The 25,416-nt window shown below is 70.9% G+C and carries 23 protein-coding genes, 1 pseudogene and 1 riboswitch; of the genes and pseudogenes, 9 read left to right on the forward strand and 15 right to left on the reverse strand.

The features are described from left to right. Positions 1-32: 32 nt before the first annotated feature. On the forward strand, positions 33-668 hold the full coding sequence (gene def, locus ACFYUS_RS02900; RefSeq protein ID WP_388844881.1) for a peptide deformylase: 636 nt from the start codon (positions 33-35) through the stop codon (positions 666-668). A 55-nt stretch (positions 669-723) separates the two neighbouring features. On the opposite strand, the gene ACFYUS_RS02905 is transcribed toward def, so the two are convergent. The 8 genes from ACFYUS_RS02905 to ACFYUS_RS02940 all read right to left on the reverse strand — a co-directional run bounded on the left by ACFYUS_RS02905 (position 724) and on the right by ACFYUS_RS02940 (position 10,123). Next, a complete protein-coding gene (locus tag ACFYUS_RS02905) occupies positions 724-1,740 on the reverse strand; it encodes a ribonucleotide-diphosphate reductase subunit beta (protein ID WP_388844884.1) in 1,017 nt (338 codons plus the stop codon). Beyond that, positions 1,740-4,094, reverse strand: a complete 2,355-nt coding sequence (locus tag ACFYUS_RS02910) for a ribonucleoside-diphosphate reductase subunit alpha (protein ID WP_388844887.1) — start codon at positions 4,092-4,094, stop codon at positions 1,740-1,742. The genes ACFYUS_RS02905 and ACFYUS_RS02910 overlap by 1 nt, the downstream gene beginning before the upstream one ends. A gap of 132 nt (positions 4,095-4,226) precedes the next feature. Further along, positions 4,227-4,370: riboswitch (cobalamin riboswitch) on the reverse strand. A 42-nt stretch (positions 4,371-4,412) separates the two neighbouring features. Then, positions 4,413-4,913, reverse strand: coding sequence for a GNAT family N-acetyltransferase (locus ACFYUS_RS02915; protein ID WP_388844890.1), 501 nt, complete (start codon positions 4,911-4,913; stop codon positions 4,413-4,415). Between the two features lie 87 nt (positions 4,914-5,000). Then, entirely contained in the window at positions 5,001-6,632 is a 1,632-nt protein-coding gene (gene mctP / locus ACFYUS_RS02920; protein ID WP_388844893.1) for a monocarboxylate uptake permease MctP, read from the reverse strand. After that, positions 6,629-6,892, reverse strand: a complete 264-nt coding sequence (locus tag ACFYUS_RS02925; protein WP_388844895.1) for a DUF3311 domain-containing protein — start codon at positions 6,890-6,892, stop codon at positions 6,629-6,631. The genes mctP and ACFYUS_RS02925 overlap by 4 nt, the downstream gene beginning before the upstream one ends. A gap of 123 nt (positions 6,893-7,015) precedes the next feature. Continuing rightward, positions 7,016-7,999 (reverse strand): LuxR C-terminal-related transcriptional regulator, encoded by a 984-nt coding sequence (locus ACFYUS_RS02930; RefSeq protein WP_388844898.1) that lies wholly within the window; start codon positions 7,997-7,999, stop codon positions 7,016-7,018. Between the two features lie 105 nt (positions 8,000-8,104). Then, positions 8,105-9,070 (reverse strand): aldo/keto reductase, encoded by a 966-nt coding sequence (locus ACFYUS_RS02935; protein ID WP_388844900.1) that lies wholly within the window; start codon positions 9,068-9,070, stop codon positions 8,105-8,107. A gap of 288 nt (positions 9,071-9,358) precedes the next feature. After that, the gene (locus ACFYUS_RS02940; RefSeq protein ID WP_388845970.1) at positions 9,359-10,123 is read right to left on the reverse strand and encodes a GntR family transcriptional regulator; all 765 of its coding nucleotides are present in this window, start codon (positions 10,121-10,123) and stop codon (positions 9,359-9,361) included. Positions 10,124-10,613: 490 nt separating this feature from the next. Between ACFYUS_RS02940 and ACFYUS_RS02945 the strand changes: the two genes are divergently transcribed. From ACFYUS_RS02945 to ACFYUS_RS02960, 4 genes are all read left to right on the forward strand, one after another. Further along, a complete protein-coding gene (locus tag ACFYUS_RS02945) occupies positions 10,614-11,894 on the forward strand; it encodes an extracellular solute-binding protein (RefSeq protein WP_388844903.1) in 1,281 nt (426 codons plus the stop codon). Between the two features lie 74 nt (positions 11,895-11,968). Next, positions 11,969-12,961 carry a carbohydrate ABC transporter permease gene (locus ACFYUS_RS02950; protein ID WP_388844906.1) on the forward strand — a complete coding sequence of 331 codons (993 nt, stop codon included), beginning with the start codon at positions 11,969-11,971 and terminating at the stop codon, positions 12,959-12,961. Then, positions 12,958-13,836, forward strand: a complete 879-nt coding sequence (locus ACFYUS_RS02955) for a carbohydrate ABC transporter permease (RefSeq protein ID WP_388844909.1) — start codon at positions 12,958-12,960, stop codon at positions 13,834-13,836. The genes ACFYUS_RS02950 and ACFYUS_RS02955 overlap by 4 nt, the downstream gene beginning before the upstream one ends. A 9-nt stretch (positions 13,837-13,845) precedes the next feature. Continuing rightward, positions 13,846-15,369: a glycoside hydrolase family 3 protein gene (locus tag ACFYUS_RS02960; protein WP_388844912.1), complete on the forward strand. Its 1,524-nt coding sequence runs from the start codon at positions 13,846-13,848 to the stop codon at positions 15,367-15,369. 61 nt (positions 15,370-15,430) lie between these two features. Here the strand turns inward: ACFYUS_RS02960 and nagB are convergent, their stop codons facing one another. Further along, the gene (gene nagB, locus ACFYUS_RS02965; RefSeq protein ID WP_388844915.1) at positions 15,431-16,216 is read right to left on the reverse strand and encodes a glucosamine-6-phosphate deaminase; all 786 of its coding nucleotides are present in this window, start codon (positions 16,214-16,216) and stop codon (positions 15,431-15,433) included. A gap of 269 nt (positions 16,217-16,485) precedes the next feature. On the opposite strand from nagB, the pseudogene ACFYUS_RS02970 reads away from it, so the two are divergent. Together ACFYUS_RS02970 and ACFYUS_RS02975 are read left to right on the forward strand one after the other, a co-directional pair. Next, positions 16,486-16,800, forward strand: a pseudogene (locus ACFYUS_RS02970) (TetR family transcriptional regulator C-terminal domain-containing protein); the annotation flags it as partial. Positions 16,801-17,211: 411 nt separating this feature from the next. After that, positions 17,212-18,678, forward strand: coding sequence for a sensor histidine kinase (locus ACFYUS_RS02975; RefSeq protein ID WP_388844918.1), 1,467 nt, complete (start codon positions 17,212-17,214; stop codon positions 18,676-18,678). Between the two features lie 159 nt (positions 18,679-18,837). Here the strand turns inward: ACFYUS_RS02975 and ACFYUS_RS02980 are convergent, their stop codons facing one another. Further along, entirely contained in the window at positions 18,838-19,095 is a 258-nt protein-coding gene (locus ACFYUS_RS02980) for a WhiB family transcriptional regulator (protein WP_003953983.1), read from the reverse strand. A 318-nt stretch (positions 19,096-19,413) separates the two neighbouring features. After that, the gene (locus tag ACFYUS_RS02985; protein WP_388844921.1) at positions 19,414-20,382 is read right to left on the reverse strand and encodes a diacylglycerol/lipid kinase family protein; all 969 of its coding nucleotides are present in this window, start codon (positions 20,380-20,382) and stop codon (positions 19,414-19,416) included. A 120-nt stretch (positions 20,383-20,502) separates the two neighbouring features. Between ACFYUS_RS02985 and ACFYUS_RS02990 the strand changes: the two genes are divergently transcribed. Next, positions 20,503-20,943 (forward strand): hypothetical protein, encoded by a 441-nt coding sequence (locus ACFYUS_RS02990; protein WP_388844924.1) that lies wholly within the window; start codon positions 20,503-20,505, stop codon positions 20,941-20,943. Between the two features lie 4 nt (positions 20,944-20,947). On the opposite strand, the gene ACFYUS_RS02995 is transcribed toward ACFYUS_RS02990, so the two are convergent. From ACFYUS_RS02995 to ACFYUS_RS03005, 3 genes are all read right to left on the reverse strand, one after another. Continuing rightward, positions 20,948-21,877, reverse strand: a complete 930-nt coding sequence (locus ACFYUS_RS02995) for an RNA polymerase sigma factor SigF (RefSeq protein ID WP_388844927.1) — start codon at positions 21,875-21,877, stop codon at positions 20,948-20,950. Positions 21,878-21,954: 77 nt separating this feature from the next. Then, positions 21,955-22,368, reverse strand: coding sequence for an anti-sigma regulatory factor (locus ACFYUS_RS03000; protein WP_019889334.1), 414 nt, complete (start codon positions 22,366-22,368; stop codon positions 21,955-21,957). Positions 22,369-22,601: 233 nt separating this feature from the next. After that, a complete protein-coding gene (locus tag ACFYUS_RS03005) occupies positions 22,602-22,862 on the reverse strand; it encodes a UBP-type zinc finger domain-containing protein (protein WP_384138487.1) in 261 nt (86 codons plus the stop codon). A 39-nt stretch (positions 22,863-22,901) separates the two neighbouring features. Here ACFYUS_RS03005 and ACFYUS_RS03010 point away from each other — a divergent pair, with 39 nt between their 5' ends. Further along, complete coding sequence (locus tag ACFYUS_RS03010; protein ID WP_388844930.1) at positions 22,902-24,494, forward strand: Na+/H+ antiporter; 1,593 nt, start codon at positions 22,902-22,904, stop codon at positions 24,492-24,494. On the opposite strand, the gene ACFYUS_RS03015 is transcribed toward ACFYUS_RS03010, so the two are convergent. Next, the gene (locus ACFYUS_RS03015; protein ID WP_388844933.1) at positions 24,491-25,375 is read right to left on the reverse strand and encodes a 1-aminocyclopropane-1-carboxylate deaminase/D-cysteine desulfhydrase; all 885 of its coding nucleotides are present in this window, start codon (positions 25,373-25,375) and stop codon (positions 24,491-24,493) included. The two genes, ACFYUS_RS03010 and ACFYUS_RS03015, sit on opposite strands and share 4 nt — an antisense overlap. Positions 25,376-25,416 lie beyond the last annotated feature (41 nt).

The following is a 25,416-nucleotide window of genomic DNA, read 5'->3' on the forward strand; positions in this document are numbered from 1 at the left end:
GGAATCGGGTTTTCAGAAGGGCGCGGCCTGACATGGCGCAGCAGGACACGGACGAGCAGACGCAGATCAACGACGGCTACGTCGTCGACACGGAGGACTGCGAGGCGCGCGAGCTCGCCCACCGCGAGCGCGGCACGGCCCGCCCGATCACGGTCGTCGGCAACCCCGTGCTCCACCGCGAGTGCAAGGACGTCACCGAGTTCGACGACGAGCTCGCGCAGCTGATCGACGACATGTTCGCCAGCCAGAAGGCCGCCGAGGGCGTGGGCCTGGCCGCGAACCAGATCGGCGTCGACCTCAAGGTCTTCGTCTACGACTGCCCCGACGACGAGGGCGTCCGCCACACCGGTGTCGTGATCAACCCGGTCCTCCAGGAGCTCCCGGCCGAACTGCGCGTCCTGGACGAGTCCAACGAGGGCTGCCTGTCCGTGCCCACCGCCTACGCCGAACTGGCCCGCCCCGACTACGCGGAGGTCCACGGCCAGGACGCCCAGGGCAACCCGATCAAGGTGCGCGGCACCGGCTACTTCGCCCGCTGCCTCCAGCACGAGACGGACCACCTGTACGGCTTCCTGTACATCGACAAGCTCTCCAAGCGCGACCGCAAGGACGCCCTGCGCCAGATGGCCGAGGGCACCCCGCGCTACGAGGTCGTCCCGAACGAGTGACGCCATGACGAAGGGCCCCGCACCGTCGCCGGTGCGGGGCCCTTCGTCGTACGGACTAGAAGTCCTCGTCGAGGTCCACCGAGCCCTCGACCGCCACCTGGTAGGCGGACGGGCGGCGCTCGAAGAAGTTCGTCAGCTCCTGGACGCCCTGGAGCTCCATGAAGGCGAACGGGTTCTCCGAGCCGTACACCGGCGGGAAGCCGAGGCGCTGGAGGCGCTGGTCGGCGACGCACTGGAGGTACTCGCGCATCGACTCGGTGTTCATGCCCGGCAGGCCGTCGCCGCACAGGTCGCGGCCGAACTGCAGCTCCGCCTCGACGGCTTCCTTCAGCATGTCGGTGACCTGCTGCTGGAGAGCGTCGTCGAAGAGCTCCGGCTCCTCCTTGCGGACGGTGTCCACGACCTCGAACGCGAAGTTCATGTGCATCGTCTCGTCGCGGAACACCCAGTTGGTGCCGGTCGCCAGGCCGTGGAGGAGGCCGCGGGAGCGGAACCAGTAGACGTACGCGAAGGCGCCGTAGAAGAACAGGCCCTCGATGCAGGCCGCGAAGCAGATCAGGTTGAGCAGGAAGCGGCGGCGGTCGGCGGCCGTCTCCAGCTTGTCGATCTTCTCGACCGAGTCCATCCACTTGAAGCAGAACTGCGCCTTCTCGCGGATGGAGGGGATGTTCTCGACGGCGGCGAACGCGGCGGCGCGGTCGTCCGGGTCGGGCAGGTACGTGTCCAGGAGGGTCAGGTAGAACTGGACGTGCACCGCCTCCTCGAAGAGCTGACGGCTCAGGTACAGCCGCGCCTCCGGGGAGTTGATGTGCTTGTACAGCGTCAGGACCAGGTTGTTCGCCACGATCGAGTCGCCCGTCGCGAAGAACGCGACCAGCCGGCCGATCATGTGCTGCTCACCGGGGGTGAGCTTGGCGAGGTCGGCGACGTCCGAGTGGAGGTCGACCTCCTCGACGGTCCAGGTGTTCTTGATGGCGTCCCGGTAGCGCTCGTAGAAGTCCGGGTAGCGCATCGGACGCAGGGTCAGTTCGAAGCCCGGGTCGAGCAGGTTCTTCTTCTCGGTGGAGCTCATTACTGGCAGGCCTCGCAGGACTCGGGGTTCTCAAGGGAGCAGGCGATCGCGTCGGCGTCGGGGGTCGCCTGCTGGACGGGGATCGGGGCGGCGGCCTGGGCGGCGCGGGCGATCCGGGTCGCGGGGCGGGAGCGCAGGTAGTACGTCGTCTTCAGGCCCTGCTTCCAGGCGTACGCGTACATCGACGACAGCTTGCCGATCGTCGGCGTCTCCATGAAGAGGTTCAGGGACTGCGACTGGTCCAGGAACGGGGTCCGGGCCGCCGCCATGTCGATCAGGCCGCGCTGCGGGATCTCCCAGGCCGTGCGGTACAGCTCGCGGACCTCGGCCGGGACCCAGGTGAAGCCGGCGACCGAGCCGTTGGAGTCGCGCAGCGCCTCGCGGGTCTGCGCGTCCCACACGCCGAGCTTCTTGAGCTCGTCGACGAGGTACGAGTTGACCTGGAGGAACTCGCCGGAGAGCGTCTCGCGCTTGAACAGGTTGGAGACCTGCGGCTCGATGCACTCGTAGACGCCCGCGATCGAGGCGATCGTCGCGGTCGGGGCGATGGCGAGGAGGAGGCTGTTGCGCATGCCGGTCGACGCGATGCGCTCGCGCAGGGCCGTCCAGCGCTCCGGCCAGTTGAGCTCCACGTCGTAGTGGTCGGGGTGCAGGACGCCGCGGGCGGTGCGGGTCTTGTCCCAGGCCGGGAGCGGACCGCTGCGCTCGGCGAGGTCGGCGGAGGCCTCGTACGCCGCGAGCATGATCCGCTCGGCGATCTTCGTCGACAGGGCGCGCGCCTCGGCCGAGTCGAACGGCAGCTTCAGCTGGAAGAAGACGTCCTGGAGGCCCATCGCGCCCAGGCCGACCGGACGCCACTTGGCGTTGGAGCGGCCCGCCTGCTCGGTCGGGTAGAAGTTGATGTCGACGACCCGGTCGAGGAAGGTGACGGCCGTGCGGACGGTCTCGTCCAGGCGCGCCCAGTCGATGTCGCCGCCGGTCACGAAGGCGCCGAGGTTCACCGAACCCAGGTTGCAGACGGCCGTCTCGCCGTCGTTGGTGACCTCGATGATCTCGGTGCAGAGGTTCGAGGAGTGGACGACCGTGCCCGGCTCGGCCGTCTGGTTGGCCGTGCGGTTCGAGGCGTCCTTGAACGTCATCCAGCCGTTGCCGGTCTGCGCGAGGGTGCGCATCATCCGGCCGTACAGGTCGCGGGCCGGCATCGTCTTGCGGGCCAGACCGGCGGCCTCGGCCTTGAGGTAGGCGGCGTCGAACTCCTCGCCGTACAGGTCGACGAGCTCGGGCACGTCCGCCGGGGAGAACAGCGACCACTCGGCGTCGGCGTTGACGCGGCGCATGAACTCGTCCGGGATCCAGTGCGCCAGGTTCAGGTTGTGCGTACGGCGCTGGTCCTCGCCCGTGTTGTCGCGGAGCTCCAGGAACTCCTCGATGTCCGCGTGCCAGGTCTCCAGGTAGACGGCGGCGGCGCCCTTGCGGCGGCCGCCCTGGTTCACGGCGGCGACGGAGGCGTCGAGGGTCTTCAGGAACGGCACGATGCCGTTGGAGTGCCCGTTGGTGCCGCGGATCAGCGAACCGCGGGCGCGGATGCGGGAGTACGACAGGCCGATGCCGCCCGCGTGCTTCGAGAGGCGCGCGACCTGGTGGTAGCGGTCGTAGATGGAGTCCAGCTCGTCCTGCGGGGAGTCCAGGAGGTAGCAGGAGGACATCTGCGGGTGGCGGGTGCCGGAGTTGAAGAGCGTGGGGGAGGACGGCAGGTAGTCCAGACGGCTCATCAGGCCGTACAGGGCGGCGACTTCGTCCAGCGCGCGGGCGCTGTCGTCCTCGGCGAGGCCGCAGGCGACGCGCAGCATGAAGTGCTGCGGGGTCTCGACCACCTTGCGGGTGATCGGGTGGCGCAGCAGGTAGCGCGAGTAGAGGGTGCGCAGGCCGAAGTAGCCGAAGCGGTCGTCGCCGGCCTGGTCGATCGTGGCGTCGAGCCGGGCCGCGTGCGCCGCGACGAGCTCGGCGGTGCGGTCGGCGATGAGGCCCTCGCGGTGACCGACGGCGACGGAGGCCGAGAAGGAGACGGCGCCCTGGCCGGCGGCCTCGTCGGCGATGGTGATGGTCAGGAGCCGGGCGGCGAGCCGGGAGTACGCGGGGTCCTCGGCGATCAGGCCGGCGGCCGCCTCGGTGGCCAGCTCGCGCAGCTCCGCCTCGTCCGACGTGGCGCTGCGGCCGCGCAGCGCGGCGGCGGCGACCTTGCCGGGGTCGGTGTCCGGGAGGTCGGCGGTGAGATCGGTCAGGGTCCGCAGGAGTACGGTCCCGGGGCCGTCGGTCTCGATCGCTGCGGCCGGATCGGCGGGCGCGATGGTCACGTGGGGGCTCTCCCTCGCTCGGCTCGGGGCCAGGGCGGGGGGAGGCGGGCAGGCGGGCACCCGTACGCGCGGGCGCGCCGCGTCCACCGGCCCACTCCGCGAGGCCCGGACGTCTGTGACACCCGGAACGGACGGACCGGGCGCGCTGCCGGCAGGTCCTCGGACTCGCTCCGTACGAAGCACGAAACCGCACGAAGCACACCGTTGCGGGACAGTTCCGGATTCGCGCCGGATTTCCCTGCGTCGACAGCGAGGACGAGCATACATGTGGGGGGCGCCGCTCGTGGCACCCCCCACATGTTGTGTCGGTCCCGGGAGTTACAACTCCAGGGCGTACGTGCGCAGCGAGTGATCGGAGATCGGCTCCCAGTCCCGTTCGGGGGTGCGGACGAAGCCGAGCCGCTCGTAGATCCGGTGCGCGGAGACCATCAGATCGGCCGTGGAGAGCACCAGGCGCGCGCAGCCGGGGAGGGCCCGCGCCCGGTCCACGCAGGCGCGTACGAGGGCCTCTCCGACGCCCCTGCCGCGGGCCGCCGGCGCGACCACGAGCATCCGGAACTCGGCCTCGCCGGGGACGGCGATGTCCGCCCAGGGGGTGCCGCCGGGGGCGAAGGTGACCCCGCCGACGATCCCGCCGTCGGCGTCGACGGCGACGAGCACCTCGCTCTCGCGCGCCCGCCGGGCCGTGTCGCGGAGCACGTCCAGGTAGAAGTCGTCCTCGCCGTGCAGCAGCAGCCCGTCATTCAGATAGGTGAACCCGGTGAGGTCGCCGAGCTCCTCGTACTCCTCGGGCCGTACCGCCCTGATCGTGAAGTCCATGCCCGCCAGTCTGCCGCGCCCGGCCGTGCGGAGGGGCCCGGGTTTCTCCTGGTGAGATCCCGGGCCCCTCCTCGACGTGTCCGTGGGTCAGTGCGCTCCGGCGCCGACCTTCGGGAGGTCGCGGACGCCGGCGTCGCCCGCGTCCGCCGTGTAGTCCTCGGGGGAGGTCTCGTCGACGCCCTCGGGGGCCTTGACGGCCTTGAGGACGAAGGTCAGGACGACCGTGACGAGGACGTTGAGCGCGAAGGAGGTGAGGCCGATGTAGCCGATCTCACCGATGCCGGGGATCTCGGCGGCCGAACCGCCGAAGTGCTTCTGGGCCGGGTTGGTCGGGCTGGCGACGCCGTACGCGGTGACCGTGCCGTACACCATGCCGACGGCCCAGCCGGCGAGCAGCGCCCAGCGGTGGAACCAGCGGGTGAACAGGCCGCCGACGAGCGCCGGGAAGGTCTGCAGGATCCAGATGCCGCCGAGCAGCTGGAAGTTGATCGCGACCGTCTTGTCCATGGTGAGGACGAAGATCAGCGCGCCGACCTTCACCAGGAGGGAGACCAGCTTGGAGACCTTGGTCTCCTGGGCCGGGGTGGCGTCCTTCTTGATGAAGTCCTTGTAGATGTTGCGGGTGAAGAGGTTCGCCGCCGCGATCGACATGATCGCGGCCGGGACGAGCGCGCCGATGCCGATGGCGGCGAACGCGACGCCCGCGAACCAGTCCGGGAACATGTCCTCGAAGAGCTGCGGGATGGCGAGCTGGGGGTTGGTGACCTTGATTCCCGCGGCGATCGCCATGAAGCCGAGCAGCGCGAGCAGGCCCAGCATCAGCGAGTACAGCGGCAGGATCGTGGTGTTGCGGCGGATGACCTCGCGGCTCCGGGACGACAGCGTCGCCGTGATGGAGTGCGGGTACATGAAGAGCGCGAGCGCCGAGCCGAGCGCGAGCGTCGCGTACGTCCACTGGCCGGCCTCGCCGGGGACGAGCGCGCCCTTGTGCTTGCCGGTGGTCGGGTTGATCGCCTGGTACGCCTCGTCCGCCTTGGCGAAGACGTGGTCGAAGCCGCCCAGCTTGATCGGGATGTAGATGATCGCCACCGCGATGACGATGTAGATCAGCGTGTCCTTGACGAACGCGATGAGCGCGGGCGCCCGCAGGCCGGACGAGTAGGTGTACGCGGCGAGCACGCCGAACGCGATGAGCAGCGGCAGGTCCTTCACGAACCAGTTCGTGTCCTCGCCGCCGCCGACGCCCATCACGTCCAGGACGGCCTGGATGCCGACGAGCTGGAGCGCGATGTACGGCATGGTGGCGAGGATGCCGGTGATCGCCACCGCGAGCGACAGGCCCTTGGAGCCGAAGCGGCCGCGCACGAAGTCGGAGGTGGTGACGTATCCGTGCTTGTGCGAGACCGACCAGAGGCGCGGCAGGAAGGTGAAGATGAGCGGGTACACGAGGATCGTGTACGGGACGGCGAAGAAGCCGGCCGCGCCCGCCGCGTAGATGGCGGCGGGGACGGCGACGAAGGTGTACGCCGTGTAGAGGTCGCCGCCGAGCAGGAACCAGGTCACCCAGGTGCCGAACGACCGGCCGCCCAGGCCCCATTCGTCGAGGCTGTGCTCGTTCTCGGCCTTGCGCCAGCGCGCGGCGAGGAAGCCCATGACCGTGACGGCCAGGAAGAAGAAGACGAAGACGCCGAGCGCCACGCCGTTCACGCCGTCCTTCATCGCGCGTCACCTCCCTTGCGGGCACGCTGATCCCGCTGCCACAGCTTGTACGCGATCATGGTGAGAGCCGTGGAGATCAGCACCCAGAGCATCTGGTACCAGTAGAAGAACGGGATTCCGGCGAAAAGCGGTTCGGCCTTCGCATACGAGCTCACCCAGAGCATCGCCACGAACGGAGCGAACAGGCAGAGCGCGATCACCACCCGCAGGGGAGTGATGGTCGGTTGTTTCCCTTGTGTCACATCTGACGCTTCTGGCATGGCGATTCCGTCCCCTCACTGATCACCTCGATAATGCGTGGGAAATCTAGGGGACGGTTCTCGTGCTGGGAACCCCTGTCCGCATAACGGAAGCGATTCTTCGTAATCGGCTCGAATGCGTGGTCAGAGCCAGCCTTCTTTTGTCGCCCGTACGCCCGCCTCGAAACGGCTGCGCGCGCCCAGACGGTTCATCAGTTCCGAGCTCATCCGGCGGACGGTCCGCAGCGAGACGCCGAGCCGCCGGGCCGCGATGTCGTCCGTGCAGCCGATGCCGAGGAGCATCAGCAACTCCCGCTCCTGCGGGGAGAGGTCGTGGGCGTCGCGGCGCGGGGCCTCGCCGAAGGGGGTGCCGGAGTCCCACAGCCGGTCGAAGAGCACCACGAGCGCGTGGACCAGGCCGGGGCTGCGCACTTCGAGGGCGCCCGCGCGTCCGTCCGCCGGGTCGAGGGGGACGAGCGCGGCCTCGCGGTCGACGATCACCAGGAGCATCGGGACCACGGGCACGGTCCGGGCCTCGCCGCCGAGGCCGCAGTACCAGCGCACGTAGTCGACGGTCGGCGGGTCGTTGCGGAAGCTCTCCTGGTAGATCGAGCGGATCCTCACCCCGCGTTCCAGGGCGAGTTCGTCGAGCGGCCGGCTCGCGTCCATCGTGTCGGGGAGCTGGGCGCCGCCGGGCAGCAGCGAGAGGCACTCGGTGCGGGCGTTCGCGGCCAGGTCCTCCAGGCGTTCGCGGACCTCGTCGAGTCCCGTGATGCGGTCCACGAGGTCGTGCCGGACGCCCGGCCGGGGGCGGTCCGCGTGCGAGGCGAGGAGGCCGGCCACCGCCCGGCCCGCCTGCTCGAACCGGCGCGTGCGCCTGCTCAGTTCGGCCTCGGCGCGGGAGAGCAGGAACGACAGGCCGACGTCCGGGGTGAAGGGCTCGGCCTCGTCCGAGGCGTCGTCCACGAAGGCGAGCTTGAGCTCCGCGAGGCGGGCGAGGGCCGCGCGGACCTCCGGTTCGGGGCGGCCCAGCCGGGCCGTCAGGTCCGTCACGGCGCACCCGGGCCGCTCCAGGAGCAGGCGGTAGACGGCCTCCGCCGACTCCTCCAGGCCGAGCGCCTCCAGCATCAGGTGTCTCCCCCCGTGGCCGCATGGGTGATCGCGGTCGTCGATGCTAGAGGGAGGAACGGTCTAGGTCTAGACCAATTATGGCGAACTCGGGGGCGCGGGGCCTCAGTCGGCCTCGTCCAGCCGCTTCCTGAGCTCCGCGTCCAGGGTCAGCCCCACCGCGCCCAGCGCCTCGTCCAGCTGCGCCGGCGCACTCGCCCCGATCACCGGCAGGACGGGCAGCTCCCCGCCCAGCGCCCAGGCCAGCACCACCTGGCCGGCGCTCACCCCGAGCTCCGCCGCCACCTCGGCGAGCACCTGCAGGCGCCGCTCCGAACCCGCGTGCCGGTACTGCTCCGGGATCTCCTTGCCCGGATCGGTGTACGCGCCCGTCAGCTGCGTCGTGTACGCCGTGAACGTCAGCTCCGGCCGCGTCCCCAGATAGTCGAGCAGCTCCTCCGAGGCGTGCGGGTTCACCCCGAACTCCGCCCCGGGGCGCGGCCGCAGGTAGGTGTACCGCTGCTGCACGGCCGCGTAGTCCGGCACACCGGCGGCCGTCGCCGCGCCCCGGGACTCCTCGATCCGCCAGGCCGCGAAGTTCGAGCAGCCGGCCCGGCCGATCTTCCCGGCGTCCGCCAGCTCGCCGAAGGCGCCCATCGTCTCCGCGACCGGGGTCGACCGGTCGTCGATGTGCGCGTAGTACAGGTCGATCCGGTCCGTGCCCAGGTTCCGCAGGCTCTCCTCCACCTGGCGGCGGACCACCGGCGCCGAGAGGCCCTCCGCGCACTCCGGCCAGGCCGCGCCCGGCGGGTCCGGCAGCGCGCCGACCTTGGTGGCGATCACCATCTCGTCCCGGACGCCCCGGCTGCGCAGCCACCGGCCGATGAGCAGCTCGCTCTCGGCACCGGTCGCCCCCGGCTCCCAGAAGGCGTACGTGTTCGCGGTGTCGATGAAGGTGCCGCCGGCCTCGTGGAAGCGGTCGAGGACGGCGAAGGCCGCGGCCTCGTCGATCCGGGTGCCGAACGGCAGGGTGCCCAGGCACAGCGCGGACACGCGGGGGCCCTCGGGGCCGCCCAGGCTCGTGTACTCCATCGGTCTCTTCCTCTTCCTCGCCGGGGGCGGTAGCCGTCCCAGGCTCGCCCGCCGCGGGGCGCCCTGTCAGCGGGAACCGTGCGGCATGAAGCGCGTGGCCGGTTCGGTCCTGCATCTGAAAGCAGTCGCCGAACGCTTCTGACCAGGGGGTTTCCGGGCGATGGCACCTTCCTGCCGGGCGGAAGGTGCCGGGAGACGCCGAACGGCCGCACCCGGTGGGATGCGGCCGTTCGTCTCGTACGGGAGATCCGTACGGAAGCTCCGTACAGGAAGCTCCGTACGGCAAGCTCAGTCGTTCGGGCGCTGGAGGCGCGCCACGAACTTGTACCGGTCGCCGCGGTAGACGGACCGTACCCACTCGACCGGCTCGCCCTGGGCGTCCAGTGAGTGGCGGGAGAGCATGAGCATCGGCAGGCCGACGTCCGTGCCGAGCAGTCCGGCCTCGCGCGGGGTGGCCAGGGAGGTCTCGATGGTCTCCTCGGCCTCGGCGAGGTGCACGTCGTAGACCTCGGCGAGGGCCGTGTAGAGCGAGGTGTACTTCACCAGCGAGCGGCGCAGGGCGGGGAAGCGCTTCGCCGACAGGTGGGTGGTCTCGATCGCCATCGGCTCGCCGCTCGCGAGCCGGAGCCGCTCGATGCGGAGCACCCGGCCGCCGGCCGAGATGTCGAGCAGCCCGGCGAGGGTGTCGTCGGCCGTGACGTACCCGATGTCGAGGAGCTGGGAGGTGGGCTCCAGGCCCTGGGCCCGCATGTCCTCGGTGTACGAGGTGAGCTGGAGGGCCTGGGAGACCTTGGGCTTGGCCACGAACGTGCCCTTGCCCTGGATGCGCTCGAGGCGGCCCTCGACGACCAGCTCCTGGAGCGCCTGGCGCACGGTGGTGCGCGAGGTGTCGAACTCGGCGGCGAGGGTCCGCTCCGGCGGGACCGGCGTGCCGGGCGGCAGGGTCTCCGTCATGTCGAGCAAGTGCCGCTTCAGTCGGTAGTACTTGGGCACGCGCGCGGTGCGGGTGGCGACCCCGCCCTCCGTCTCCGTGCTGCCCGCGTCCGTGGCCATGGCCTGCCTTCCCGACTCCTGTGCTGCTGCCGTCACCGGCTCCTCCGAATGTCGCGGCTCACATGGTGGCACGCTTCGTGTGCCATCACGTCTTCTCCTGCCGATATGTGCCGGTTCGGCGAGGAGGAGTCGTCCTCCTGCTTCTTATACACCGAGAGATCCCTCGTTGGTCTAGGCCATTCCGGCGGAGGGGTGTGGACCGTTCGCCCCGCGTGGCTGCCGCCGCCCGCGCGGGCCGTCGGAACGGTGAAGTACCGCGTCCTCACGGTGCGTACGGGGCCTCCGGGGGAGCCCGGGCGGGGGGAGGTGTCGGTCCGATAACGGACACCGTTACCCCTCTTGCACACCCTTGACACCCCAAAAGGTCTAGGCCAAGCTCCCGGTACTGGTCTAAACCATTAAAGACCAGGTCCCAGCCCCACGAGCATTACCCGACGTATGTCTTCGCGCGGTGGGCAGGGGGGTTGCAGGCATCCCTGAGGAGGGTGGCGTGAAGCGCAAGCTCATCGCGGCGATCGGTGTCGCGGGCATGATGGTCTCCATCGCGGCGTGTGGTGGTTCCGACAAGGGCGGCGACAAGGCCGGCGGCAACGACGCCAAGGAGCTCACCGTCTGGCTGACGGTCGACGCCCAGAACAACTGGCCCGAGCTGGTCAAGGCCGCCGACGACGCGGTGACCAAGAAGCACCCGGGCATCAAGATCAAGCACGAGTACTACGGCTGGCCGGACAAGAACACCAAGCTCGACGCGGTGCTCGCCACGGACAAGGCCCCGGATGTTGTCGAGATGGGCAACACCGAGATGATCAGCTACATGGCCAAGGGTGCCTTCGCCGAGGTCGACGCGTCGAAGTTCGAGAACTCCGACAAGTGGCTCGACGCCCTCAAGGACTCGGTCACCTACAACGGCAAGACCTACGGCGTCCCCTACTACGCCGGTGGCCGCGTCGGCACCTGGCGCAAGGACGTCGCCGCCGAGGCGGGCGTCAAGGCCGCCCCGAAGACCTGGGCCGAGCTGACCGCCGCCCTCGACGCCATCCAGAAGAAGAAGGGCGACAAGTTCAGCGCCTGGTACCAGCCGTCGCCGGACTGGTACGCCGCGATGTCCTTCGTCTTCGACGCCGGCGGCTCCATCGCCAAGCAGGACGGCGAGACCTGGAAGGCGAACCTGTCCTCGCCGGAGTCCATCAAGGGCCTCACCGAGTACAAGAACATCCTCGACAAGTACATGCACGGCGACAAGACGAAGGACGAGTCCGACCGTCCCGTCGTCTTCGGCCAGGGCAAGTCCGCGACGATCTTCGCCGCCGGCTGGGAGGGCGCCACCGCCGCCGACCCGAAGAGCGACAAGGTCGGCGGGCTGAAGGACAAGCTCGAGAACTTCGTGATGCCCGGCCCGTCCGGCAAGCCCCTCCCGGTCTTCCTCGGCGGCTCGGACCTCGCCATCCCGGTCAAGTCCAAGGCGCAGGGCGTCGCCGGCGAGTGGATCGCCGCCTTCACCGGCGCCGAGGGCCAGAAGGGCCTCGTCGCCAAGGGCAACCTGCCCAACAACAAGGCGGACCTCGCCCCGCTGAAGAGCAACCCGGCCACCGCCGTCCCGGCGACCGCGGCCGAGCTGAGCTACTTCGTCCCGACCGCCCCCGGCTGGGGCCAGGTCGAGAAGGCCCAGATCCTCAAGACGATGCTCATCGACATCGCCAAGGGCAAGTCCGTCGAGGAGGCCGCCAAGGCCGCCGACACCGCGATCGACAAGGTCATCAACACCAAGTGACCTAGGGCAGGGCCCCGTCACGCCGACGGGGCCCTGCTGCCCGCACCACGAGAGGGATCGCTGAGGAGCACGGGATGAGTGCCGCAGACACAACCACCGCGAAGGTGCCGCCGGTGCGGCAATCGCCACCCTCCGGCTCCACAGCCGGTGGCCCGGGGAAGCCCGGCAAGAAGTCGGACGGCGGGGCAGGCGTCCCATGGCTGCTGCTCGCGCCATGCCTCCTGGTCCTCCTCCTGGTGCTGGGCTATCCGCTGGCCCGGCTGGTCATCCTCTCGTTCCAGAACTTCGGGCAGCCCCAGCTGTGGGGCTTCCAGGAGGCGGAGTGGGCCGGTTTCGACAACTTCACCAAGATCCTCGGTGACGGCGAGTTCTGGACCGTCGTGCTGCGCACCGTGCTGTTCGCGGCCGGCGCCGTGATCGTCACCATGGTCCTCGGCATGATGATCGCCCTCCTGCTCCAGCGCGTCTCGGGCTGGGTCAAGACACTGATCAACATCGTGCTCGTGGCGAGCTGGGGCATGCCCATCATCGTCGCCACCGCCATCTTCAAGTGGCTCTTCGACGCCGACTACGGCGTGCTCAACTGGCTGCTCAGCCGCATCCCCGGCGTCGACATGATCGGCCACAACTGGTTCGCCAGCGGCCCGCAGGGCCTCGCCGTGATCATGCTGCTCGTCGTCTGGGGCGCCGTCCCCTTCGTCGTCATCACCCTGAGCGCCGGCCTCACGCAGGTGCCCAAGGAGCTCGAAGAGGCCGCCCGCCTCGACGGAGCCGGCGCCTGGGGCGTCTTCCGCTTCGTCACGCTGCCCATCCTCAAGCCCATCATCGTCATGCTGACCACGCTGTCGGTGATCTGGGACATGGGCGTCTTCCCGCAGGTCTACGTGATGCGCAACGGCCACCCCGAGCCCGAGTTCCAGCTCCTCACCACGTACTCCTTCGACCGGGCGTTCGTCGTCAACGACTACGGCACCGGCTCCGCGATCGCGCTCGTCACGGTCCTGCTGCTGCTCGGCGTCGTCGCCGTCTACATGCGCCAGATGCTCAAGATCGGAGACGTGGAGTGAGCGCCGCCAACGCCACGGCAGCCCCGGCCAAGTCGCCGGCGCCCGCCGTCACCCACCGCCGCAAGTCCAAGCTCGGCTGGAACGTCCTCGGCCTGCTCGTCGTCCTCACGGCCGGCTTCCCGGTCTACTGGATGATCAACACGGCGTTCAAGCCGGCCAAGGACGCCATCGACCCGGACCCGCACTTCTTCCCGTCGACCTTCACGCTGGAGAACTTCAAGCGTGCCCTCGACATCGCGGACTTCTGGGGCCCCGTCGGCCGCAGCCTCGTCGTCTCGCTGGTCGTGGTCGTCATCGGCATCGCGGTCGGCCTGCTCGCCGCCCTCGCGATCTCCCGCTTCTCCTTCCGCGGACGCAAGGCCGTCATCGTCGGCATCCTCGCCGTCCAGATGGTCCCGCTCGTCGCGATGATCATCCCGGTCTTCCTGCTGCTCAACGACCTCGGTCAGTACGACAGGCTCAGCGGCCTGATCATCACCTACCTGACCTTCATCCTCCCCTTCACGGTGTGGACGCTGCGCGGCTTCATCGTCAACATCCCGAAGGAGCTGGAGGAGGCGGCCATGGTCGACGGCTGCACCCGCACCGGCGCCTTCGTCCGCGTCGTCTTCCCGCTGCTCGCGCCGGGCATGGTGGCCACCTCCGTCTACGCCTTCATCCAGGCGTGGAACGAGTACCTCTACGCCCTGATGCTGATGAGCCAGCAGAACCAGACGGCCACCGTCTGGCTCTCCAACTTCATCACCAAGAACGGCACCGAGTACGCCCCGATGATGGCCGGCTCCACCATGATGGCCGTCCCCATCGTGATCCTCTTCCTCCTCGTCCAGCGCAAGATGGCCGCCGGCCTGACCGCCGGCGCGGTGAAGGGATAACGGCTTCCCATGACCACACTCGTACACGGCTCGGACACCCTGACCCGTGACGCGCTCACGGTCCTCCAGCCCGGCTTCGTCGGCACCACCGCCCCCGACTGGCTGCTCCGCCGCATCGGCGAGGGCCTGTCCTCGGTCGGCCTCTTCGGCCGGAACATCGTCGACCCCGCGCAGCTCGCCGCGCTCACCGCGCAGCTGCGCGCCGAGCGGGACGACGTCCTCGTCGCCATCGACGAGGAGGGCGGCGACGTCACCCGCCTGGAGGTCAAGCAGGGCTCGTCCTTCCCCGGCAACTACGCGCTGGGCAGCGTCGACGACGTCGAGCTCACCCGTGCCGTCGCCCGCGAGCTCGGCCGCCGGCTCGCACAGTGCGGCGTCGACCTGAACTGGGCGCCCTCGGCGGACGTGAACTCCAACGCCGAGAACCCGGTCATCGGCGTCCGCTCCTTCGGACCGGACCCGGACCTCGTCGCCCGGCACACCGTGGCGTACGTCGACGGGCTCCAGGGAGCCGGGGTCGCGGCCTGCACGAAGCACTTCCCCGGACACGGCGACACCAACGTGGACTCCCACGACGCGCTGCCCCGGATCGATGTGGACCTCGCCACACTGCACGCCCGTGAGCTGGTACCTTTCCGCGCGGCCGTCGCCGCGGGTACCAAAGCGGTCATGAGCGCGCATATTCTGCTCTCCGCGCTCGACCCCCATCGTCCGGCCACCCTGAGCCCGCAGATCCTCACCGGTCTGCTGCGCCAGGAGCTGGGCTTCGAGGGGCTGATCGTCACCGACGGCATGGAGATGCAGGCCGTCGCGGCGACGTACGGCATCGAGCGCGGATCGGTCCTCGCCATCGCCGCGGGCGCCGACGCCATCTGCGTCGGCGGCGGGCTGTGCGACGAGGACACCGTACTGCGGCTGCGCGACGCGCTCGTCGACGCGGTACGGACCGGTGAACTGCCCGAGGAGCGGCTGGCCGACGCCGCGGCGCGCGTGCGCGCCCTGGCGGCCTGGACCCAGGCGCACCGGGCCAGGGGGGCTGTGGCGGTGCCGGGCGTGGCATCACAGGAGGGGACCGCGCCCGGCGCCGACATCGGACTGGTGGCGGCCCGCCGCGCCCTGAAGGTGACCCGGGGGGAGCGGCCGTACACGCCGATGACCAGCGCCCCCTACGTGGCCGCCTTCACCCCGGTCGCGAACTTCGCGGTCGGCGACGAGACGCCCTGGGGCATCGCGGCCGAGCTGGACCGCCTGCTGCCCGGCACGGAGACCGCCTCGTACGACGAGCCGTCCGTGGACGCCGTCCTGGCCGCCGCGGGGGAGCGGCGGATCGTCGCGGTCGTACGGGACGCCCACCGGCACCCGTGGATGATCGAGGCCCTGGACGGTCTCCTCGCGGCCCGCCCCGACACCGTCGTGGTCGAGATGGGCCTCAACGAGGCGGAGCCCCGCGGGGCCCTGCACATCGCCACGCACGGCGCGGCCCGGGTCTGCGGCCGCGCGGCGGCGGAGGCCGTGGCCGGCACCGGCGCCTGAGGGTCTTCCGTACGAGAAGGGCCCCGCACCCGACCGGGTGCGGGGCCCTTCGCCGTACGCCTCAGATGCCCTGCCAGGAGGGCTTGGCGGCGAAGGTCTGGCGGAAGTAGTCCGCGAGCTTCAGCTTGGAGGCGGCCGCCTCGTCCACGACGACCGTGGCGTGCGGGTGCAGCTGGAGCGCGGAGGCCGGTACGAGCGCCGCCACCGGGCCCTCGACGGTCTGCGCCACGGCCTCGGCCTTGCCCTCGCCGGTGGCGAGCAGCACCAGGTGGCGGGCCTCCAGGATGGTGCCGATGCCCTGGGTGATGACGTGGTGCGGCACCTGCTCCATGTCGTTGTCGAAGAACCGGGCGTTGTCCACACGGGTCTGCTCGGTGAGCGTCTTGATCCGGGTGCGGGAGGCGAGCGAGGAGCACGGCTCGTTGAAGCCGATGTGCCCGTCGGTGCCGATGCCGAGGATCTGCAGGTCCACGCCTCCGGCCTCGGTCAGGGCCCTGTCGTACGCCTCGCAGGCCGCCTGGACGTCCTCGGCGGAACCGTCGGGGCCCATGAAGGCCTCCGGGGAGAGCCCGAGCGGCTCGACGACCTGGCGGAGCACGGTGGAGCGGTACGACTCCGGGTGCCCCGCGGGCAGGCCGACGTACTCGTCCAGCTGGGCGATGCGGGCCCGGGAGGCGTCCACGGCCCCGGCCTTCACCTGGGCGACGAGGGCGTCGTAGATCGGGATCGGGGTCGAGCCCGTGGCCACGCCGAGCAGCGCGTCGGGCTTGCGGCGCAGGAGGTCGGCGATGCCGTCCGCGATGAGCTCGCCGCCGGCCTTGGCGTCCTTGACGATGACAACTTCCACGCTGTGCCTGCCGATCTGGTGAGGGGCTGGTGAAGGACCGTGTGGTATAGACCAATCTAGGTCCAAATCTAGCAGAGGGAAGGCCTTCTCCCCATGCCGTTCCGCCCCGCGGACGACACCACCTCCATCGTCGGCCGCCCCCGTCGCACCAGCCACTCGGACCCACCCCCGGAAGCCGCCGCCCACCCGCCCCCGACGCCGCTCGACCCCCGCCCCGGGAGCCGCTCGACCCCCGCCCCGGGAGCCGCCCGATCCCCGTCCCTGGGGTCGCCCGCCTCTTCACGGATCCGGGGCATCCCCGTGGCTGCCTGATGACCTCCGCCGCGATCAACTGCTCGACCCCCGAGGGCGAGGAGGCCTTGCGCGGCCGCCGGAACGCGAACCTGGCGTTGTCCGAGGACCGGATCCGCCGCGACGTCGAGTCGGGCGAGCTGCCGGCCGGCACCGACCCTCGCGCGCTCGCCCGTTTCAGAGGTGCCGTCCTTCAGGGCATGTCCCAGCGGGCCCGCGACGGGGCGACGGCGGAGGAGCCGGCGGCGGTGGCCGAGGCGGCGGGGCGGGCCCGGCCGGTGGCGGCGGGCTGATGCCGGACGGGGCCCGGCCTGCTGGCCGAAGCCTGCGAGGGCCCCCGGGGCCGGGCGGCGCGAGAGCGGTGGGGGCGGGGGAAAGGCCCCGGAAAGACCCGCGGGCCGCGGCGCCTGGCGGGACCCTCAGCCCGCCCGGCACCGCAGCCCGGAGTTGCCCGGCCGAGGGTGTGCGGTCCCGCGGCCGTGTGGGAGGTCTCGGCGCAGTCAGGGCAGAGAGCGCCGGGTACCTCGTCCATCCTCCTGTGCGGGGAGGATGGAGGCTCTGTTGCGTTCATTGTGGACTAGACCATTCTTGTCTGTCCATCCATGGGAACGCGGTCCTTCCCGGCCCATCCTCCAACACGGAGCCCCGGAGATCCAGGTTCACCGCCCCTGTAATTCCGCAGGTACGCTCGCACCGTGCCCTCCATGAACGACCTCGTCCGCCAGCACACCGCCCTGAGCGACTCCGACCTCGAGTGGCTCCACCTGCTGGTGTCGGAGTGGCAGCTGCTCTCCGACCTCTCCTTCGCCGACCTCGTGCTCTGGGTCCCGACCCTCGACGGCACGCGGTACGTCTCCGTCGCCCAGATGCGGCCCAACACCGGCCCCACCTCCTACCAGGACGACATGGTCGGCCACCTGGTCCCGCGCGGCCGCCGCCCGTTGCTCGACGCCGCCCTCGACGAGGGCCGGATCGTCCGCGAGGGCGACCCGGAGTGGCGCGAGGAGGTCCCGGTGCGGGTCGAGTCCATCCCCGTGCGCCGCGAGGGCCGGGTCCTCGGCGTCATCGCCCGCAACACGAACCTGCTGACCGTCCGCACCCCCTCCCGCCTGGAGCTCACCTACCTCCAGTCGGCCTCCGACCTCGCCCAGATGATCGCCGCCGGAACGTTCCCCTTCCCCGGTGAGCAGGTCGACATGGACTCCTCGCCGCGCGCCGGCGACGGCCTCGTCCGCCTCGACGCCGAGGGCGTCGTCCAGTACGCCTCGCCGAACGCCCTCTCCGCGTACCACCGGCTCGGTCTCGCCGCCGATCTCGTCGGCCAGCACCTCGGCCAGATCACCGCCGAACTCGCCCCCTCCCGGGGCCCGGTGGACGAAGCCCTGGTCAAACTGGCCTCCGGCTACGCGCCCCGCGAGTTCGAGGTCGAGGGCAACGGCGGAGTGATCCAGCTGCGGGCGATCCCGCTCAAGCCCAAGGGCACCCGCATCGGTTCGCTCGTCCTGCTCCGGGACGTCACCGAACTGCGCCGCCGCGAGCGCGAGTTGATCACCAAGGACGCCACCATCCGGGAGATCCACCACCGGGTGAAGAACAACCTCCAGACGGTGGCCGCCCTGCTCCGCCTCCAGGCCCGCCGGATGGACTCCGACCGGGGCCGCGAGGCCCTCAACGAGGCCGTGCGGCGCGTCGGTTCGATCGCCATCGTCCATGAGACGCTGTCCCAGAACCTGGACGAGCGGGTGGAGTTCGACGAGATCGCCGACCGGGTCATCGCGATGGTCGCCGAGATCTCCCCGGGCAAGGTCACCTGCCGGCGCAACGGCCGCTTCGGCATCCTCGACGCCGAGGTCGCCACCCCGCTCTCCATGGTCCTCACCGAGATCCTGCAGAACGCGCTGGAACACGCCTTCGCCCAGGGGGAGCAGGGCACGGTCGAGGTCAGCGCCGTCCGCGGCGAGACCCGGGCGGACGCCCGGCTCCTGATCACGGTCCAGGACGACGGCCGCGGTCTGCCCGAGGGCTTCGACCCGCAGCGGGCCGGCAACCTCGGCCTCCAGATCGTGCGGACCCTGGTGGAAGGGGAGTTGGGCGGTTCCTTCGACATGCTGCCGGGCGCCGAGCGCGGCACGAAGGTGGTCCTCGACCTTCCCGTACGGCCGCAGAAGTAAGGCGCCGCAGCAGAAAGACGGGCGCACAGCAGCGAGCCCCGGACCGAAGGGAATCGGTCCGGGGCTCGAATGCTGTGGGTTACTGCTGCGCGCTGCGGCTCGGGGGCGGTGATTGCGTACGCGGTGTACGCGCCGCGTGCCTCAGGCTGTGCAGGTGGCTCAGGCGCTGGCGTTACGCGCCCGGTTGCGAGCGGCACGGCGCTTCATCGCGCGGCGCTCGTCCTCGCTGAGGCCACCCCAGACGCCGGAGTCCTGGCCGGACTCGAGCGCCCACTGCAGGCACTGCTCCATGACGGGGCAGCGGCGGCAGACGGCCTTGGCTTCCTCGATCTGCAGCAGCGCAGGACCGGTGTTGCCGATGGGGAAGAACAGCTCGGGGTCTTCCTCACGACAAACGGCGTTGTGACGCCAGTCCATGGCTGCTACCTCTCTCAGTGTTACGTGCGAGTTGCTTGTGAATGTGAACGCTTTCACGAATCCCTCGACAAGGGAAGGGCCGACTGCCAGATGAACTGGTGTGGTCCTGTTGCTTGAGGTGGGGTTCTGGCTCTCAGTGGAGGCCGGTCTTGCGGGCCGTCCCGATCGCCAAGAAGAGACTCCCAAACCCCAGCAGCGGATACAACCCCTTCCGGAAAGTTTTTTTTGATTCCTCGGTGTCGGCTAGGTCACAGCCGTACTTCTTAGGGGTGGATGCGCGCCTAAACGTTCGAGTGAAAGGACTTTGGGCCCTTCCACTCACACAATCACACGCAGTGCACGGCGTACGCCTGTGAACGTCACGCTCGTACGCAGTCCGAGGTGGTCTCCGTCCATCTGCAGAGGGAGGGGAACCTTCGAATGCAAGGTGAAGTCGGTCAGATCGTGCAGAGACACGGCATGCTTGCCGCGCGGGCCCCGCTCCGGGGTCGAAGTGAGCAGCTGGGCGCCGTAACGGGCCACCGCCGGAGTGGAGAGCCGGCGCAGTCCGAGCACGTCGAGCGCGGTCTCGAAGGACGCCTCCGGGGACGCGTACACCGGGCGATTGCCCAGGTAGGTCCAGGGGGAGGTGTTGCAGATTATGGAGAGGACCAGGTCCTCGACCGGCTCCGCGCCGGGGCGCTCCAGGGTGATCGTGCCGTGCCGGCGGTTCGGTTCCTCCAGGAACTGGCGCACCACCTGGCGCAGATAGAGGGCGTGCGTCGATCTCTTTCCGCGCTCGCGCTGCTGTTCGACCCTGCCGATGACGCTCGCGTCGAAACCGAGACCGGCACAGAACGTGAACCAGCGTTCGGGAACCGACTCGTCCTCCGTGCCCGGCGTCCCGGACGCGAGCCCGAGGCTCACCGTCCGTGTCCGCCGCTCACGCAGCGCGTCGAGCAGGGCGCCGGTCGCCTCCACGGCGTCGTTCGGCAGGCCGAGGGCGCGGGCGAAGACATTGGTCGAGCCGCCGGGGACGACCGCGAGGCTCGGCAGCCGGTCCGGATCGGGCCCCTCGTGCAGCAGCCCGTTGACGACCTCGTTCACCGTGCCGTCCCCGCCGAGGGCCACGACCAGGTCGATGTTCCCGGCCTCGGCGGCCCGCCGGCCCAGGTCGCGGGCGTGCCCGCGGTACTCGGTGGTGACCGCCTCCAGCTTCATCTCGCTGGCCAGCGCGTGGATGAGCACGTCCCGGGTGCGGGCACTCGTGGTGGTGGCTGCCGGGTTGACCACGAGGAGTGCGCGCATGACCGCCAGCGTACCTACCCTCCGGTACCGGGCCCAGCCCAGGCCGATCCCCGGACACCTCCGACGGGCCGGGCCGGGGTGCGGCCCCGTGCCTCAGGCGCCCCCGTTACGCTGCCTTGCATGAGCAGTGCGAGCAGTACGAGCAGTACGGAGCAGACCTCCCGCCCCGCCCGCCTGGCCGCGGCCGCGGGCGTGACCCTCGTCGAGGCCCTCGGGCTCCTCGCCGGAGGCGTCTACATGCTGGTGCGGACGCTCCTCGACGGGGGCTCCGGCGGCGGCGACGTCACCACCGGGGTGACGGGCGGTGTGACCGTGATCGCACTCGGACTGATCCCGCTCGCCGCCGCCCGCGGCCTGTGGACGAAGCGCTCCTGGAGCCGCGGCCCGGCCGTGATCACCCAGATCCTCGCCCTGCCGGTCGCCTGGCAGATGCTCCAGACCGACGGCGTGATCCCCTACGGGATCGCCCTGGCCGCGCTCGCCGTGGCCGGGCTCGTCCTCCTGGTGAACCCGGCCACGACCGAGGCGCTCGGCATCCGGCGCCCCGGTCAGGGCGCCTGAGGGACTACTCCTCCACCAGAAGCTTCTCCCGCAGCTGGGCGAGCGTCCGGGCCAGCAGCCGGGAGACGTGCATCTGCGAGATGCCCACCTCCTGCGCGATCTGCGACTGCGTCATGTTCCCGAAGAAGCGAAGCAGCAGGATCCGCTTCTCCCGGGGCGGCAGGTCCTCCAGGAGCGGCTTGAGCGACTCGCGGTACTCGACCCCCTCCAGGGCCTCGTCCTCCGCGCCCAGCGTGTCCGCCACCGCCGGCGACTCGTCGTCGGTGTCCGGGACGTCCAGGGAGAGCGTCGAGTAGGCGTTGGCCGACTCCAGGCCCTCCAGGACCTCCTCCTCCGAGATCCCCAGCCGCTCCGCCAGCTCGTGCACCGTCGGCGAGCGGCCGTGCTGCTGGGAGAGCTCCGCCGTCGCCGTGGTCAGCGAGAGCCGCAGCTCCTGGAGCCGGCGCGGCACCCGGACCGCCCACCCCTTGTCACGGAAGTGACGCTTGATCTCGCCGACGACCGTCGGCGTCGCGTACGTGGAGAACTCCACCCCGCGCTCCGGGTCGAAGCGGTCGACCGACTTGATCAGGCCGATCGTCGCCACCTGCGTCAGGTCGTCCAGCGGCTCGCCGCGGTTGCGGAAGCGCCGGGCCAGGTGCTCCACCAGCGGCAGGTGCATGCGCACCAGCCGGTTGCGCAGCTCCGCCTTCTCCGGGGAGCCCTCGGGCAGCTCGCGCAGCTCGATGAAGAGGGCGCGGGCCCCGCTCCGGTCGTGCGGGTCCGGGACGGCGTCGTCCTCGTCGCCGCCCTCGGCCTTCCCCGCCGCCCCGGCCGCCCCGGCGCCCTCGGGCGCCTGCGCCCCGGGGGCCTCGGCGGAGCCCTCGGGACGCGCGGGGGCCTCGGCGGTCCCTGGTGTCTCGGGAACCTCGGGGTGCTGCTCGTGCTCGCTCATCTGGTCCGCCTGCTCCGTAGCGACCCTGTTCGGCCGCGCCTGCTGCTCAGGGATGCCGGCCGTCGCGTCCCCGCTCCTCACGCCGGGCCTGGCCCCGCGCCGCGCTGTTTGTACAGGCTGATCGAGACCGTGCGGTCATCGGCCACCGACGACTCCACCTTCCCGGCGAGGGCCGACAGCACGGTCCACGCGAAGGTGTCCCGCTCGGGCGCCCTGCCGTCCGTCGTCGGGGCGGAGACGGTCACGTCGAGGGAGTCGTCGACCAGCCGGAAGACACAGCTGAGGACGGACCCCGGCACGGCCTGCTGGAGCAGGATGGCGCAGGCCTCGTCGACCGCGATCCGCAAGTCCTCGATCTCGTCGAGGGTGAAGTCCAAGCGCGCCGCGAGACCGGCCGTGGCCGTACGCAGCACGGACAGATAGGCACCCGCAGCGGGCAGCCGGACTTCCACGAAGTCCTGGGTCCCGGGCTCGCCTGCGATCTGGGACACCCTCACCTCCAAGGTGGCACAAGCTCATTCGGGGTCCGGGGGCGAAGACCCCCGAACCGGGCGGTACGCAGGGAGCCTGCGCGGTCCGCCGTGACGCTATCGCGATCCATCCTGCCCTGTCGCCGCGAGCCCTGAAGACCAGGTGATCCCCCGCCGCCGGCAGCCGCGGAGACCCGCGGAGGGGTGACGTACCCAGCCGTCGGACGGTCGAACCGTCCCGGACGCACCGGCCGTCAGACGATCGAACCGTCGACGAAGCACCAGCGCCAGGCCTCGCCCGGCTCGAAGGTCCGCATCACCGGGTGCCCGGTCGTGGAGAAGTGCCCCGTCGCGTGCCGCCCCGCCGAGGAGTCGCAGCAGCCCACGTGCCCGCAGCTCAGACAGAGCCGCAGCTGGACCGGGTGCGTGCCGTCCGCCAGGCACTCGGGACAGGTGTCGGCCAGCGGGGCAGGCTCGGGGCGCGGCATTTCGGCTACGTGCGGGCACTCGCTCATGATGGCCAGGTTACGTTGCGGCACGGGACGGGGTCGGGGATGGACGCACTTCAGCTGGTGGGACTGGTGGCGGCGAGCGCCGCCGTGGCCGGGTTCGCCCGCAGGACCTTCGTGCCCGCCCCGCTGCTCCTGGTCGCCGTCGGCCTCGCCGCCTCGTACCTGCCGGGGGTCCCCGACTACACCCTCGACCCGCACATCGTGCTGCCGCTGGTCCTGCCCCCGCTCCTCTACACGGCCGCCGTCGACTCCTCGTACCTCGACCTGCGGGCCAACATCAGGCCCGTGGCGCTGCTCTCCGTCGGGTACGTCCTCTTCGCCACCGTGGCCGTGGGCTGGCTCGCGTACGTCCTCGTGCCCGACCTGCCGCTCACCGCCGCGCTCGTCCTCGGCGCCGTGATCGCCCCGCCGGACGCGGTCGCCGCCACCGCCATCGCCCGCAGGCTGGGCCTGCCGAACCGGATCACCACGATCCTCCAGGGCGAGTCCCTCGTGAACGACGCCACCGCGATCACCGCGTACAAGGTCGCCCTCGCGGCCGCCGTCGGCGCGGGCGTCAGCTGGGCCGGCGGCCTGTGGGAGTTCGTCCTGGCCGCGGTCGGCGGCATCGGCGTCGGCCTGGTCCTGATGGTGCCGATCCACTGGCTCCGCACCCACCTCACCGAGGCCCTGCTCCAGAACACCCTCTCCCTGCTCATCCCGTTCATCGCGTACGCCGCCGCCGAGGAGGTCGGCGCCTCCGGGGTCCTCGCCGTCGTCGTGGTCGGCCTCTTCCTCGGCCACAAGGCCTGGAAGGTCGACTTCGCCACCCGGCTCCAGGAGGAGGCCGTCTGGAAGATGGTCGCCTTCGTCCTGGAGTCCGCCGTCTTCGCCCTGATCGGCCTCCAGCTGCCGTACGTCGTCAAGGGGCTCGGCCGGTACGGCATGGGCGAGGCGGCCTGGTACGCGGTCGGGGTCTTCGTCGCCGTGGTCGTCGTCCGCTTCGTCTGGGTCTACCCGGCGACGTTCCTGCCCCGCTGGATGTCCCCGGGCATCCGGGAGCGGGAGCCCGAGGTGGACTGGCGGGCGCCGCTCGTCGTCGGCTGGGCCGGCATGCGCGGGGTGGTCTCGCTGGCCATCGCCTTCTCCATCCCCGTCGTCACCGACGGCGAGGAGTTCCCCGCCCGGAACCTCGTCCTGTTCCTCACCTTCACCACCGTGATCGGCACCCTCGTGGTGCAGGGCCTCACCCTGCCGCCCCTCATCCGGTTCCTGAAGCTCCCCGGCCGCGACCGGTACGCCGAGACCCTCGCCGAGGCGCAGGCCCAGAGCGAGGCCTCGCGGGCCGCCGAGGAACGCCTCGACGCGCTCCTCGCCGACGAGCGCAACGCCCTGCCGAAACCCCTCGCCGACCGGCTGCGCACGGTCATGGAACGCCGCCGCAACTCCGTGTGGGAACGCCTCGGCGCCGTCAACGAGATCACCGGGGAGACGGTGGACGACACCTACCGCCGCCTCTCGCGCGAGATGATCGACGCCGAACGCGAGGTCTTCGTCCAGCTCCGCGACGCCCGCCGCATCGACGACGAGATGATGCGCACCCTCCTCCGCCGCCTCGACCTGGAGGAGGCGGCGGCGTACCGGGAGGCCGACTAGGGCGCGCCCGTGATCACGGCGGCGAGCCGGGTGCCCGGCGGGAAGGCGCCCTCCTCCGCGAGGGTCGTCAGACCGTGGAGCATTTTGGCGACATACAGCCGCTCGATGGCGAGTCCGTGCCGCGTCTCGAAGTCCTGTGCGAAGGACTCCAGGGCAGGGGGCACGCGCGCGTAGCCCCCGCCGTGGAAGCGCTCGTCTAGGGCCCAGTCGCCGCGCGGGCCGCCGAAGGCGGTCTCCTGGAGGGCGCGGACCTCCCCGCCGAGGAAGCCGCCCTTGAGGACGGGGACGCCGAGGGTCCGGCCCTCGAACCCGGCGGCGAGCCCCGCCAGGGTGCCGCCCGTGCCGCAGGCGACCGCGGCGACGTCGGCGAGGCCGGCGAGCTCGCGGCCCAGCTCCACGCAGCCGTGGACGGCGAGCGCGTTGCTGCCGCCCTCCGGGACCACGTACGCGCCCGCGGGGGCCCGTTCCAGGAGCCCCGCGAGCGTGGCCGGGTCGTTCTTCGCGCGGTACGTGGCCCGGTCCACGAACTGGAGCCGCATCCCGTCCGCCGCGCACCGCGCGAGCGAGGGGTTGAGCGGGCGTCCGGCCAGCTCGTCGCCCCGGACCACCCCGACCGTCGGGAAGCCGAGCAGCCGCCCGGCGGCGGCCGTCGCCCGCAGGTGGTTGGAGTACGCGCCGCCGAAGGTGAGCACGGGCCGCCCGGCCGCCTCGCGCAGGTTGAGCGCGAGCTTGCGCCACTTGTTGCCCGGCAGGTCGGGGTGGATGAGGTCCTCGCGCTTCAGGAGCAGCGTGAGGCCGCGCCGGGCGAAGCGCTCGTCCTCCACCGGCTCCAGGGGCGAGGGGAGCCGGGGCCGCAGACGGGAGAGGTCGGACGCGTTCACCCGGACATTCTCGCCGGTCGAACGCGTCTTGCCGGCGCCTC

Source organism: Streptomyces sp. NPDC004284 (genome assembly GCF_042874035.1).
Classification (GTDB): domain Bacteria; phylum Actinomycetota; class Actinomycetes; order Streptomycetales; family Streptomycetaceae; genus Streptomyces.